Annotated in this window: 11 protein-coding genes; 4 read left to right on the forward strand and 7 right to left on the reverse strand. The window is 73.8% G+C overall.

The window, feature by feature from the left end:
- Positions 1-25: 25 nt before the first annotated feature.
- Genes ACTG9Q_RS01215 through ACTG9Q_RS01225 form a run of 3 tightly spaced genes read right to left on the reverse strand, consistent with a single transcriptional unit; the run spans position 26 to position 4,402 of the window.
- Positions 26-1,939: a glycosyltransferase gene (locus ACTG9Q_RS01215; RefSeq protein WP_455570672.1), complete on the reverse strand. Its 1,914-nt coding sequence runs from the start codon at positions 1,937-1,939 to the stop codon at positions 26-28.
- A complete protein-coding gene (locus ACTG9Q_RS01220) occupies positions 1,936-3,084 on the reverse strand; it encodes a hypothetical protein (protein WP_455570673.1) in 1,149 nt (382 codons plus the stop codon). The genes ACTG9Q_RS01215 and ACTG9Q_RS01220 overlap by 4 nt, the downstream gene beginning before the upstream one ends.
- Positions 3,085-3,097: 13 nt before the next feature.
- Complete coding sequence (locus ACTG9Q_RS01225) at positions 3,098-4,402, reverse strand: alginate O-acetyltransferase AlgX-related protein (RefSeq protein ID WP_455570674.1); 1,305 nt, start codon at positions 4,400-4,402, stop codon at positions 3,098-3,100.
- An 86-nt stretch (positions 4,403-4,488) separates the two neighbouring features.
- On the opposite strand from ACTG9Q_RS01225, the gene ACTG9Q_RS01230 reads away from it, so the two are divergent.
- Both ACTG9Q_RS01230 and ACTG9Q_RS01235 read left to right on the forward strand, forming a co-directional pair.
- Positions 4,489-6,186, forward strand: coding sequence for an AMP-binding protein (locus tag ACTG9Q_RS01230; RefSeq protein WP_455570675.1), 1,698 nt, complete (start codon positions 4,489-4,491; stop codon positions 6,184-6,186).
- Complete coding sequence (locus tag ACTG9Q_RS01235) at positions 6,183-6,707, forward strand: DUF1697 domain-containing protein (RefSeq protein WP_455570676.1); 525 nt, start codon at positions 6,183-6,185, stop codon at positions 6,705-6,707. The genes ACTG9Q_RS01230 and ACTG9Q_RS01235 overlap by 4 nt, the downstream gene beginning before the upstream one ends.
- A 4-nt stretch (positions 6,708-6,711) precedes the next feature.
- Here ACTG9Q_RS01235 and ACTG9Q_RS01240 read toward each other — a convergent pair whose 3' ends face one another.
- Positions 6,712-8,466 (reverse strand): gamma-glutamyltransferase family protein, encoded by a 1,755-nt coding sequence (locus ACTG9Q_RS01240; protein WP_455570677.1) that lies wholly within the window; start codon positions 8,464-8,466, stop codon positions 6,712-6,714.
- Positions 8,467-8,558: 92 nt separating this feature from the next.
- Positions 8,559-9,524: an aldo/keto reductase gene (locus ACTG9Q_RS01245; protein ID WP_455570678.1), complete on the reverse strand. Its 966-nt coding sequence runs from the start codon at positions 9,522-9,524 to the stop codon at positions 8,559-8,561.
- A gap of 77 nt (positions 9,525-9,601) precedes the next feature.
- Between ACTG9Q_RS01245 and ACTG9Q_RS01250 the strand changes: the two genes are divergently transcribed.
- Both ACTG9Q_RS01250 and ACTG9Q_RS01255 read left to right on the forward strand, forming a co-directional pair.
- Complete coding sequence (locus ACTG9Q_RS01250; protein WP_455570679.1) at positions 9,602-10,531, forward strand: oxidoreductase; 930 nt, start codon at positions 9,602-9,604, stop codon at positions 10,529-10,531.
- A gap of 69 nt (positions 10,532-10,600) precedes the next feature.
- Entirely contained in the window at positions 10,601-11,359 is a 759-nt protein-coding gene (locus ACTG9Q_RS01255; protein ID WP_455570680.1) for an SDR family NAD(P)-dependent oxidoreductase, read from the forward strand.
- A 4-nt stretch (positions 11,360-11,363) separates the two neighbouring features.
- Here the strand turns inward: ACTG9Q_RS01255 and ACTG9Q_RS01260 are convergent, their stop codons facing one another.
- Positions 11,364-11,984, reverse strand: coding sequence for an MBL fold metallo-hydrolase (locus ACTG9Q_RS01260; RefSeq protein WP_455570681.1), 621 nt, complete (start codon positions 11,982-11,984; stop codon positions 11,364-11,366).
- Entirely contained in the window at positions 11,984-13,069 is a 1,086-nt protein-coding gene (locus ACTG9Q_RS01265; protein ID WP_455570682.1) for an S-(hydroxymethyl)mycothiol dehydrogenase, read from the reverse strand. The genes ACTG9Q_RS01260 and ACTG9Q_RS01265 overlap by 1 nt, the downstream gene beginning before the upstream one ends.
- Positions 13,070-13,090 lie beyond the last annotated feature (21 nt).

A 13,090-nucleotide genomic window follows, 5' to 3' on the forward strand; every position in this document is an offset into this window, starting at 1 on the left:
TGATCACGTCCCAGACGATCGCGCCCTAGACGATGACTCCGCAGTCGGCGATGACGCCGCGCATCTGGGCGGCGAAGGCGTTGGTGGAGAAGTGTTCCCGGCAGGTGTCCAGCAGGGCCAGCTGAATGTCAGTCCACAGTGGAACATCGGTGAGCAGGCGGTCGCACAGCTCGACCAGTTCGGCGGGTGAGCTGCCGACGAGGTGGCGGGCCGTCCAGCCCAGGTGCAGCCCCTCGCCGCCGACCGGGGTGGTGACGAACGGCAGGCCCGCGGCCATCGAGTCGACGAACTTGATCTTCACGCCCGCGCCGTAGCGCATCGGGACGACGTGCAGCAGGGCCGTGGACAGCACCGGGTGCGGGTCGGGCACCTTTCCCAGCACGCTGATCCGGCCCCCGGCGAGGGCCGTCACCGCGGGCGAGGGGTCCGCGCCGACGACGCGCATGGTCAGGTCCGGGTAGCGCCGCGCCAGCTCGGGGAAGACCTCGTCGGCCAGCTCCAGCACGGCGAACTCGTTGGGCGTGCCGGGCACGCCGTCGAACCCGCCGAAGAAGACGATGCCCTCCCGGCCCTCGCGACCGGCGACGGCGTCGGGCACGGTGGCCGGGTAGCACGCCACGTGGACCCGGGACTCGGGCGCGACCCGCCGGGCCCAGCGGGCCTCGTCCTCGCTGACGCACACCGCGACGTCGGCCCAGGTGAAGGCGTGGACCTCCTCCTCGCGCAGCCGGTGCGCCTCGATGGCGTACGCGCGGCGCACGTCCGGGTCCAGCGCGGAGTGGAAGTGCTGCTCCGGCCTGCGGTGGAACAGCGCCTCGGAGTCGTACACGCGCACCGCCTGCGGCTGGGCCGCGGCGATCGGCAGCCCGACGCCGGTGAAGTTGTGCGGGCGGAACGCGACGATGACGTCGTAGACGCCCGCCCGCTCCGCCGACCAGCGCGCCGGGTCCGCCACGCCCCACACGACCTCGACGCCGCGGGCACGCAGCCCGGGAGCGCATTCGCGGGCGCGGTCGGGGGTGACGGCGAAGAACGTCACGCTCGCCCGCGGGTCCACCGCCCGCCAGGCGTCGAGCACGGCCATCGTCCTCGGGTCGCCCCGGCCGCGGTCGGCCTGCGGCACCCGGTCGTCGATGAGCAGCACGCGGTAGGGCGCGCGGTGATCGCGCAGCCAGACCATCCGGTGCGGGTGCTCATCGATGCCGACGACGGGCACGCGACTCGCCAGCTCGGCGGGCCAGCGGCGGCGGAAGGTGCCGTGGTTGAGCCGCATCAGCTCGGTGGCCCTGGCCGACGAGCTGCTGCCGTGCCGCTCGTGCACGACCCGGGACGCGGGCTCGACCCAGGTCGGCCAGCCCTTGGCGGCCAGGGCCAGGGCCAGGTCGACGTCCTCGAAGTAGGCGATCTCGTACTCGGTGGAGAAGCCCGCGACCTCGATGAACGCCTGCCGCCGCATGAGCAGGCAGGCGGCGGAGGCGTAGTCGACCGCGCGCGGGTAGAGCTCCTCCTCGTCCGGGGCGTAGGCGCGGCACCAGCCGTCGCCGCCGATGACGCTGCCCGCCTCCTGGACGCTGCCGTCGGGGTTGAGCAGGACCGGGGACACCGCGCCGACCGCCGGGTTGGCGTCGAGGAAGGCCAGCAGCGGCTCGAGCCAGCCGTCGGTGACCTCGATGTCGGCGTTGAGGAAGCACACCAGCTCGGTGTGAGCGTGCCGCACGCCGAGGTTGCCGCCCGCGCCGAACCCGAGGTTGCTGTCCATCCGCAGCACGGTGGCGCCGCGCAGGTTGTCCTGCAGCCACTGCCCGGTGCCGTCCGGCGACGCGCTGTCGACCACCACCACGTCGTAGGGCTCGGGGGTGTGCTTGGCCAGCAGGTCCAGGCAGCGCACCACGAGGTCGGCGCCGCCGTAGGACACCAGCACGAACGTGACTCGGCTCATCGGCCGGAGACCTTGCCGTAGGCCGAGCGCAGGGGCTTGCTCCACCGCACGAGCTTCGTGTCCTGCCAGGCCCGCAGCTCCCGCTCGTTGACGGCCGCCGCTGCCTCGGCGTGCTCAGCGCGGGCGCGCAGGGCGGCGTTCTCGGCGCGGAGCCGGTCGAGTTCGTCGCGCAGCCGCTCGCGCTCGGCGCCCAGGTCGGCCATCGGCTCGGCGAGGCGCTTGCGCTCGATGAGCTGGCGCTCCCGCAGCCGGGCGTGCGCGGTGCGCAGCGCGGCGTTCTCGGCGACCACGGCGGCGAGGCGCGTCCGCGCGGTGTCGTCGTCCTCGATGAGGGCGGCCACCGCGGCGAAGTGCGCGTCGAGGCGGGCGCGCTCGGCGGCCAGGTCCGGCACGGCGGCGCGGCGGGCCAAGGCTTCCACGGAGGCCGCCTGGTTCGGCGAGCCATCCGGGTCGCCCGGGTCGCCCGGGTCGCCCGGGGCCCAGCGGACGCTGGGCACGCCGAAGGCCGCCGCGGCGGCGCGGGTGTGCTCGTCGGCGGTCACGACGATCCGGGCGGCGGACAGGATGGCCAGGCGGTCTTCGAGGACGAGGTCCTCGGGCAGCACGACCGTGGCGCCGTCGACGCGCTCGCGCAGGGCGGGGTCGGTGACGGCGTAGTCGGGTTCCGCGGGCAGGTAGCCCAGTATCCGCAGCTGCCGGACCCGCTCGGGCAGCGTGGCGGGGTCGACCAGGCGGTCGGCGGCGATGGCCGGGTGCGGGACGACGGTGATCTCCCGGTCGACACCGGCGGCGCGCAGGCGGGCCGCGGACCCCTCGTCGCGGACGGCGAGCAGAACGGCCTCGCGGGCCTGGCGGACGCAGTCCCGCGACACGTCGCCGACCCGCACCCCGGACCACACCAGCGGCCCGGCGGGCCGGGGGTCGTCCGCGGCGCCCAGCGGGCGCGCCACCGCCACGACGGTCAGCGCGGCGTCGCCCGCGGCGGCCGCGACGGTGACCTGCCCGCCGTCGACCCCGGCGCCTTGGGCGAGCACCCTCGGGCGCGCGCCCGCGCGGGCCAGCGCGTCGGCGGCCACCCGCGCGAGGACCTGCTCCCCGAGGCCGGGCCGGTCGGTGTCGCCCCAGACGTCAATTCTTCCCACCACGGGGGGACTGTATCTACCGGACGGGGTTGGCCATCAGCGCCCGCTCGATGTCGTCGATGGCGCCGTCGCTGAACAGGGCGTTGCGCCCGCTGACCAGCGAGCGCTCGACCGCCTCGAACACGAAGACCTCCCGGTCGGCGACGAAGTCGTCCAGCCCGACCGTGCCCTTGCCGATCGAGTCGGCGTGCACGAGCGTGATGTCGGAGAACGCGCCTGCGAGGTAGGGCGTGGCGGCCAGGGAGAAGGAGTCGGCCACCATCGCCACCCTGGGCTTGACGACTCCCTCGCCCACGCCCTGGCGCAGCGACAGCGGTTCGAGGAACTGCTTGTTGACCGGCCTGCTGCGCACCGTCTCGCCGTCCGGGAGCAGGTCGTAGTGGCGGGCCGCGGCGCTGACCTCGCGGCCGATCAGCGGCGGCAGGTCGCCGCCGGTGGTCAGCAGGTCGCCGGGGCCGATCCGCCAGGTCGCGGTCACCCCCGGCTCGACGGCCTCGGCCAGCGCGCGGACCATGACCAGCGCCCCGCCGGGCGTCCAGTGGCTGTCGACGGGGGTGTAGAGCGGGGTGTCGGCGGCGGCCCTGTCCAGGGAGTCGCGCAGGTCGATGCCGTCCAGCGCGGGCACGGTCTGGTCCCAGAAGACCGGCAGGACGCTCTGGGCGCACTCCTTGCCGACGTAGTCATCGGGCATGAACCGCGGGACCATCGTGGACTTGTTCGGCGCGACGACGAAGACGAACGTGCGCCCCGACGCCTCGACCGCCCTGCGCAGGCGCTCGATGCCCGCGACCACGTCCTCGCGCGCGACGGTGGGCAGGCAGGCGCCGCGGACGTCCTCGCCGAGGAACAGCCAGCCGTCGCGGCCCTCCAGCACCGTCGGGTAGGCCGAGCTGCGGGCCGCGGGGTCGTCGGGGTCGGGGAAGCGGGGGCCGGGCACCGGGCCAGGGCCTGCGCCGGGTCCCGCGCCGGAGTCCCCGCGCCCGAGGGTGGGGGCCTCGCCGAAGACGCCCCGGCTGATCCCGTCCTCCACCGCGACCGCGACGTCGCGCAGCGGCAGGTGGTCGGCCGCCCACATCGGCAGCCCGGTGAACAGGCCCCAGCCGTCGGTGACCGAGGGGAAGGCGGCCAGCTGGCGGTTCTCGAACGACGCGGGCCGCACGCCCAGCACGAGCAGGAGGATGGGGGTGAGGAAGAAGACCGCGGCGCACAGCAGCCCGGAGCGCTGCCGCTCGGAGTGCCGGGGCCGGTAGAGGGAGTGCTCCCTCGGCAGCCACGCCTCGTGGACCGGCGGCAGCTGTTCTACCTGGGCTTTCCCGTGCACCCGGCCAGGATAGCCGGCGGTCGCGGGCACCGTGGGCGACGTCGGCCCCTACCCCGTCAACCTACTTTCAAGTAGCATCGTCGCGCATGGACGCAAGGGTGCGGGTTCGGGACGTCCTGCGGGCGGTGCCGTCGCTGGTGGCGGACGCGCCGGTCATGCTGGGCGGCGCGGTCGGGCTGCTGACGTTGCGGGCCTCGGCGGTCACGTCGATCGGCCTGGTGTTCCAGAAGGCCGCCGCCGCGCACCCCGATCGGCCCTTCCTGCGGTTCGAGGACACCGAGATCACCTACGGCGCGGCGAACGCGCTGGTCAACCGGATGGCCTCGGCGCTGGCCGGGCGCGGGGTCGGACCGGGGACGACCGTGGGGATCATGGCCCCGAACCGGCCCGAGACGCTGCTGGCGGCGCTGGCCGCGGTCAAGCTCGGCGCGGCGGCGGGGATGCTCAACACCCACCAGCGCGGCGAGGTGCTCGACCACAGCGTCCGCCTGCTGGAGGCCACCGCGCTGGTCGCCGACGCCCAGCACGCCGACCTGCTGCCCGGCGCGCTCGACCTCGACACCCTCGCCGACGCGGGCACGACCGACGCCGACCCCGAGGAGACCGCCCGGATTTCCGCGCGCTCCACCGCGTTCTACATCTTCACCTCCGGCACGACCGGCCTGCCCAAGGCCAGCGCGATGTCGCACTTCCGGTGGCTCAAGAGCATGAGCGGACTGGGCAAGCTCGGCGTCCGACTCAAGGGCGACGACACGCTCTACTGCTGCCTGCCGCTCTATCACAACAACGCCCTGACGGTCTCCCTTTCCGCCGTCCTGGCCGCGGGCGCGACCCTCGCGCTGGGACGGTCCTTCTCGGCCTCCCGCTTCTGGGACGACGTCGTCGGCACCCGCTCCACCGCGTTCTGCTACATCGGCGAGCTGTGCCGCTACCTGCTCAACCAGCCGGAGCGCCCCATCGAGCACCAGGTGCGCGTGGTGGTCGGCAACGGGCTGCGGCCGGAGCTGTGGGACGAGTTCACCACCCGCTTCGGCATCAAGCGGGTGGCGGAGTTCTACGGCGCCAGCGAGTGCAACCTGGCCTTCATCAACGCGCTCAACATCCCGCGGACAGCGGGCACGTGCCCATTGCCCTACGCCGTGGTCGAGTACGACGGCGAGTCCGCGCGCCGGGTCGGCGGCAGGCTGCGGAAGGTGAAGGCGGGCGAGGTCGGGCTGCTGATCACCAAGGTCACCGACCGCGCGCCCTTCGACGGCTACACCGACCCGGAGTCCACCGAGCGCAAGCTGCTCCGCTCGGCGTTCAAGGACGGCGACCGCTGGTTCGACACCGGCGACCTGGTCCGCGCGCAGGGCTTCCGGCACGTCGCCTTCGTCGACCGCCTCGGCGACACGTTCCGGTGGAAGGGCGAGAACGTGGCCACCACCGAGGTCGAGGCCGCGCTCGACGAGCACCCCGACGTCGACCAGTCGGTGGTGTACGGGGTGGCCGTCCCGGGCACCGACGGCAAGGCGGGCATGGCCGCGGTGAAGCTGCGCGACGGCGTCTCCTTCGACGGCGGCTCCCTGGCCGGGCACCTGGGCGCGAAGCTGCCGGGGTACGCGGTGCCGCTGTTCGTCCGGCTCGTCGGCGAGGTCGACCAGACCTCCACCTTCAAGTCCCGCAAGGTGGACCTGCGCGCCGAGGGTTACACAGAGGACTCCTACGTCCTTCGCGACGGCGAGTACGTCCCGTACTACGCCGCCTATCCGGACGAGGTCGCGGCAGGCACAATCCGGACGTGACCGCATACGTCCTCCTGCTCCGCGGCGTCAACGTCGGCGGGCGCGCCAAGCTCGCCATGGCCGATCTGCGCGCTGTCCTGACCTCGCTTGGGTACGGCGGCGTGCGCACCGTCCTGCAGAGCGGCAACGCCGTCTTCACCACCGACGCCGTGCCGTCCGAGCAGGCCGTCGAGTCAGCCCTCGCCGAGCACACCGGCCTGCGCACCCGCTGCCTGGTCCGCACCGGGGACGAGCTGCGCGCGGTCGTCGCGGGCCACCCGTTCACCGCCGTCGCCGACAACGGCTCGCGGATGCTGGCCGTCTTCCTCGACAGCGACCCCGACCCCGCCCGGGCCGCCGAGCACGACCCGGTCGCCCTGGACCCGGACCACATCCGCCTGGGCGAGCGGGTGATCTACCAGTGGTGCCCGAACGGCATCGCCGAGGCGCCGGAACTGGTGCCGTTCCTGGACCGGCGGTGGAAGGTCGTCGGGACGGCGCGCAACTGGAACACCGTCGGCAAGCTCGCCGCCCTGGTCTGAGGGGTCAGCGGCCCACGGCGTAGCCCTGCATTCCCCGGGGGTTGGCGGCGGCGCGCAGCAGGCCGTTGTGGCGGGAGACGGCGGACATGCGGCCCAGGGTCCACGGGCCGACGTCGAGCAGGGAGTGGCCGCGGGCGGCCAGCGCGTCGAGGGTGGCCCTGCCGAGGCGGGACTCGACGTGGGCCTCGCCGGGGACGTAGGCGCGGGGGTAGAAGCTGCTGGGGACGGCGTTGCTGTGCCAGGTGGGGGCGTCGATCGCGGCCTGGAGGTTGAGCCCGGCCTCGACGTGGGCGAGCCAGAAGCAGAGCTGCCACTGGTCCTGGCCGTCGCCGCCGGGGGTGCCGAAGGCGAGGGTGGGGACGCCGTCGCGCAGCGCCAGGCTCGGGGTGAGGGTGATGCGCGGGCGCTTGCCGGGGGCCAGGGTGTTGGGCAGGCCCTCCTCCAGCCAGAACATCTGGGCCCGGGTGCCCAGGCAGAAGCCCAGGTCCGGGATGGTCGGGGAGGACTGGAGCCAGCCGCCGGAGGGCGTCGCGGAGATGATGTTGCCCCACCGGTCGACGACGTCGACGTGGACGGTGTCGCCCTTGGTGGTGCCGTCCGGGCGGACGGTGGGCTCGCCGATGGCGCCGCCGGTCTCCACGGCGCGGGTCGGGCCCGCCAGCAGGAACTCGGGCAGCCGCGGGGCGCGGCCGTCGGGGCTGCCCGGGCGCAGCTCCAGCGACGCCTCGCCGGTGATGAGCGCGCGGCGGTTGGCGGCGTAGGTCCGCGAGAGCAGCGCCTCCAGGGGCACCTCGGTGTCGCCGTACCAGGCTTCCCGGTCGGCGAAGGCGAGCTTGGCGGCTTCCAGGGCGTGGTGGACGGTGTCCGCGGTGGGCACGCCATCCACATAGGACACCGGCAGGCCCTCAAGGATGAGCAACTGCTGCAGCAGCACCGGTCCCTGGGTCCACGGGCCGCACTTGGCCAGGGTCCAGTCGCCGAAGTCGGCGGTGACCGGGTCCTCATAGGACGCCGACCAGGACGCGAGGTCGTCCCCGGTGAGCAGGCCGGCGTGGTCGCGGCCGGAGTCGTCGCGGAACGCCCGGCGGCAGAACGCGTCGACGGACTCGGCGACGAACCCGGTGGACCACGCCCGGCGGGCGGCGTCGATGCGGGCCTCGCGGGTGGGGCCGACGGCCTCGGCGAGCAGGCGCTCCCAGGTGTCGGCGAGGACCGGGTTGGCGAAGCGCTCGCCGACGGCGGGCAGCCACAGCTCCGCCGAGGTCGGCCAGTGCTCGGTGAACAGCTCGCGCACGGTGCCGACCACCATGGGCACGCGCTCGATGAGCGGGAACCCGTCGCGGGCATACGAGATCGCGTAGGACAGGACCTCGGGCAGCGACTTGGTCCCGTGGTCGCGCAGCAGCGTCAGCCAGGCGTCCCACGCGCCGGGGACGGTCGCGGCGAGCAGCCCGCTGCCGGGGATGAGGTCCAGGCCCAGCTCGGCGAACCGCTCCGGGGTGGCCGCCCGGGGTGCCACGCCCTGCCCGCACAGGACCCGCGGGCTCGGGTCCGCCGCCGTGGCGAAGATCGCGGGCACCTCCCCGCCGGGCCCGTTGAGGTGCGGCTCCACCACCTGGAGCACGAACCCGGCCGCCACCGCCGCGTCGAAGGCGTTGCCGCCGTCCTCCAGCACCGCCATCCCCGCCGCCGACGCCAGCCAGTGCGTGGAGGCGACCATGCCGTACGTCCCTGCCAGCTCTGGCCTCGTGGTGAACACCAGGTCAAGCTACCCCGGCTAGTTACCATTGCTAAAGAGCCAGTTGTTCCCATCGAACAGTTGTTCACACTGTGGATAACCCCTGTGGACAACTACCGCCTGCCCGGTGGGCAGATCTCGTCCAGGGCGGCCAGGTCGTCGGGGGTGGGGCGCCAGCGGGCGGCGGCGGCGGCGTTGGCGGCGACCTGTTCAGGGGTGGTGGCGCCCGCGATGACCGAGCCGACGACCGGCTGGGCCGCCAGCCAGCCGATGGCCAGGGCGGTCATGGCGATGCCCCGCTCCCCGGCGAACGCGCGCAGCCGGTCGATGCGGGTCCACGGCGCCTCGGCCAGCATGTGCGGCCTGGTCGCCAGCCTGCTGCCCTCCGGCGGGGCGGCGTCGCGGGCGTACTTGCCGGTCAGCAGGCCGTTGGCCAGCGGGAAGTATGGCAGGACGCTGACGTTGAAGCGGGCGCACGCGGGCAGCACCTCGCGCTCGGCCTCGCGCTCGAGCAGGGAGTAGTGGTTCTGCGCCGAGACCGGGCCGCGCACGCGGGCCTCGCGGGCGGTCCAGGCGGCGTCGGCGATCTGCCAGCCCGCGAGGTTGCAGACGCCGACGTAGCGGACCATGCCGTCGCGGACCAGGTCGTCGAGGGCGGTGAGGGTCTCCTCCAGCGGGGTGCTCGGGTCGGGGCGGTGCAGCTGGTAGAGGTCGATCCAGTCGGTGTCGAGCCTGCGCAGGGACGCCTCGACGGCGCGGCGGACGTAGCGGCGCGAGCCCCGGGCGCCGAAGTCCGGCCCGTTGCCGCCCTGCATGTCGACGCCGAACTTGGTGGCGATGACGGCGTGCTCGCGCCTGCCCGCCAGGGCCTGGCCGAGCAGCTCCTCGCTGCGCCCGCGCGGCGCGCCGTAGACGTCGGCGACGTCGAACAGGGTGACCCCGGCGTCCAGGGCACCGCGGACCAGGGCCCGCGCGCCCGCCTGCGACTCCGCCGCGGTGCCGGGCCTGCCCAGGTTGTTGCAGCCCAAGCCGACAGCGCTGACCACGAGGCCGGACGCGCCGAGGTGCCGCAGTTCCACAACCCGACAGTAGGCCGGTGCGCGCCTGTGATCTAGATGTCCGGTGGCGGGCCCGCCCGGGTGAGACCCTTAGCGCCATGAGTACTCCCGAGGCGGAGGCGCCCGGCTGGACCGCCGCCGACATCCCCAGCCTGGTCGGCCGCTCCTACATCGTGACCGGGGCCAACAGCGGCCTCGGCTACCAGACGTCGCTGGCCCTCGCCCGCCGCGGCGCGCACGTCGTGCTGGCCGCGCGCGACCCGGAGAAGGGCGCGGCCGCGGCCAAGGCCATCCAGGCCGAGGACGCCGACGCCAACGTCGAGGCCAGGCAGCTGGACCTGGCCGACCTGGACTCGGTGCGCGCGTTCGCCGCCGAGGTCGACCGGGTCGACGTGCTGATCAACAACGCGGGCGTGATGATGCCGCCGCGCACGCTGAGCGCGCAGGGCTACGAGCTGCAGTTCGCCGTCAACCACCTGGGCCACTTCGCGCTCACCGGCATGCTGGTCGACGTCCTCGCCGCGGGCCGCGAACCCCGGGTGGTGACGGTCAGCTCCTTCCTCCACAAGCGCGGCGTCATGCACTTCGACGACCTGCACGGCGAGCACAAGTACAGCCGCACCGGCTACTACGCCCAGTCCAAGCTGGCCAACGTGGTCTTCGGCCTGGAACTGCACCGGCGGCTGCGCTCCAACGGCGTGCCCGTGGCCAGCGTGCTGGCCCACCCGGGGTACGCGGCGACGAACCTGCAGACCAGCGGCCCGACCGGGCTGTCCAAGCTGGCGATGAAGGTGTCCAACCGCCTCGTCGCCCAGGACGCGGCCATGGGCGCGCTGCCCCAGCTCTACGCCGCCACCCACCCGGATGTGGAGAGCGGGCAGTTCATCGGGCCGAACGGGCGCCGCGAGCAGAAGGGCTACCCGGCGCTGGTCGAGCCGCTGGACGCCGCCCGGGACCGCGACATCGCCAGGCGGCTGTGGGACGTCAGCGAGGAGCTGAGCGGAGTGCGCTACGACCTGCCGCGTTGAGGTGGGCACACCGCCGGGACTGAACGAGCGTTAACCTTTCGGCCGACTGTCTCGGGCGAAAGGACGACCATGCAGATCGACGGGATTGCCGCCCTCGTCACCGGCGGCGCCTCCGGCCTCGGCGCCGCGACCGCCTCGGCGCTGGCCAGGCAGGGGGCGACGGTGTACGCGCTGGACCTGCCGTCGGCCCTGGAGCACGCGCCCGAGGTGGACGGGGTGACCTACATCGGGACCGACGTCACCGACGGGGACCAGGTCGAGTCGGCGGTCGCCGGGGCGGTCGCGGGCGGGCGGCCCCTGCGGGTGGCGGTGAACTGCGCCGGGATCGGCCCGTCGGCGCGCATCCTGTCCCGCAAGGGCCCGCACGACCTGGGGCTGTTCCGCAAGGTGATCGAGGTCAACCTGATCGGCACCTTCACCGTCCTGACGGCGGCGTCGGCGGCCATCGCCGCCACCGAGCCCCTGGAGCACGGCGCCCGAGGTGTGATCATCAACACCGCCTCGATCGCGGCCTACGACGGGCAGGTCGGCCAGGCCGCCTACGCCGCGTCCAAGGGCGGCGTCGTCGGCCTGACCCTGCCCGCGGCGCGCGACCTGGCCACCTCCGGAATCCGCGTGGTGACCATCGCCCCGGGGATCATCGACACGCCGATGCTGGCCACGGTCAGCGAGGAGTTCCGCGCCGCCCTCGCCGAGGGCGTCCCCTTCCCGAAGCGCCTCGGCCTGCCCGCGGAGTACGCCCGCCTGGCCCTGTCGGTCATCGACCAGGACTACCTCAACGGCGAGGTCATCCGGCTCGACGGCGCGCTGCGCATGGGCCCGCGCTGACCCCTCACCGCCCCCGGTCGATCCACTCCTGCCGGTGCGGCGCCTCGGCCCCGATCGTGGTCGAGTCGCCGTGCCCGGTGTGGGCGATGGTATGCGGCGGCAGGGTCAGCAGCTGGTCGGTGATGGAGTCGATGATCGTCGGGAAGTCGCTGTAGGAGCGGCCGGTGGCGCCCGGCCCGCCCGCGAACAGGGTGTCACCGGTGAAGACGACGTCCAGGTCGGGGACGTAGAAGCAGACGGCGCCGGGGGCGTGGCCCGGCGTGTGCAGCACGCGCAGGGTCGTGCCCGCGACCTCGATGATCTCCCCCTCGTGCAGGGGGTCGAAGTCGTCGTCGGGGTAGACGTGGCGCCACAGGGGCTCGTCCGCCGGGTGCAGGTGCACGCGGGCGTCGGTGGCGGTGGCGACGGCCTCCGCGGCGTTGATGTGGTCGTCGTGGGCGTGGGTGCACAGGATCGCGCGGACCACGCGGTCGTCGATGGCGGCGATGATGGCGTCGGCGTCGTGGGCCGGGTCGATGACGACGACCTCGGTGTCGTCGCCGACCAGCCAGACGTTGTTGTCGACCTCCCAGGTGCCGCCGTCGAGGCTGAACGTGCCGGAGGTGACGATGTGGTCGACGCGCATCAGAGGACCACCACCGAGCGCAGGACGTCGCCGTCGTGCATCCGCGCGAACGCCTGCTCGACGCCGTCGAGCGCGATGGTCTCGGTGACGAAGGCGTCGAGGTCGAGGCGGCCCTGGCGGTAGAGGTCGACCAGGTACGGGAAGTCGCGCGAGGGCAGGCAGTCGCCGTACCAGCTGGACTTGAGCGAGCCGCCGCGGGAGAACAGGTCGATCAGGGGCATCTCGATGGTCATGTCCGGGGTCGGCACGCCGACCAGGACCACCGTGCCCGCCAGGTCGCGGGCGTAGAACGCCTGCTTCCAGGTCTCCGGCCTGCCCACGGCGTCGATCACCACGTCGGCGCCGAAGCCGCCGGTCAGCTCGCGGATGGCCTCGACCGGGTCGCCGTCCTTGGCGTTGACGGTGTGGGTGGCGCCCAGGCCCTTGGCCCACTCCAGCTTCCGGTTGTCGACGTCGACGCCGATGACCGTCGTGGCCCCCGCCAGCCGGGCGCCCGCGATGGCCGCGTCGCCGACGCCGCCGCAGCCGATCACCGCGACCGAGTCGCCGCGGGTGACCGCGCCGGTGTTCAGCGCCGCGCCGAGGCCCGCCATGACGCCGCAGCCGAGCAGGCCCACGGCGGCGGCCGAGGCGTCCGGGTCGACCTTCGTGCACTGTCCGCTGTGGACCAGCGTCTTCTCGGCGAACGCGCCGATGCCCAGCGCGGGCGACAGCGGCGTCCCGTCCTCCAGCGTCATGGGCTGGGCGGCGTTGTGGGTGGCGAAGCAGTACCAGGGCCTGCCCCGCAGGCACGCCCGGCAGCGCCCGCACACCGCGCGCCAGTTGAGGATCACGAAGTCGCCGGGCGCGACGTCGCTCACGCCCTCGCCGACGGACTCCACCACGCCCGCGGCCTCGTGGCCGAGCAGGAACGGGAACTCGTCGTTGATCCCGCCCTCGCGGTAGTGCAGGTCGGTGTGGCACACCCCGCACGTGCGGACCGCCACCACCGCCTCGCCCGGACCCGGGTCGGGGACCACGATGGTCTCCACCGACACCGGCAAACCCTTGGCCCGTGCCACGACACCCCGAACGCGCTGTGCCATTCATCCTCCTCGACGCCGGGC

Source organism: Actinokineospora lacus (assembly GCF_053813445.1).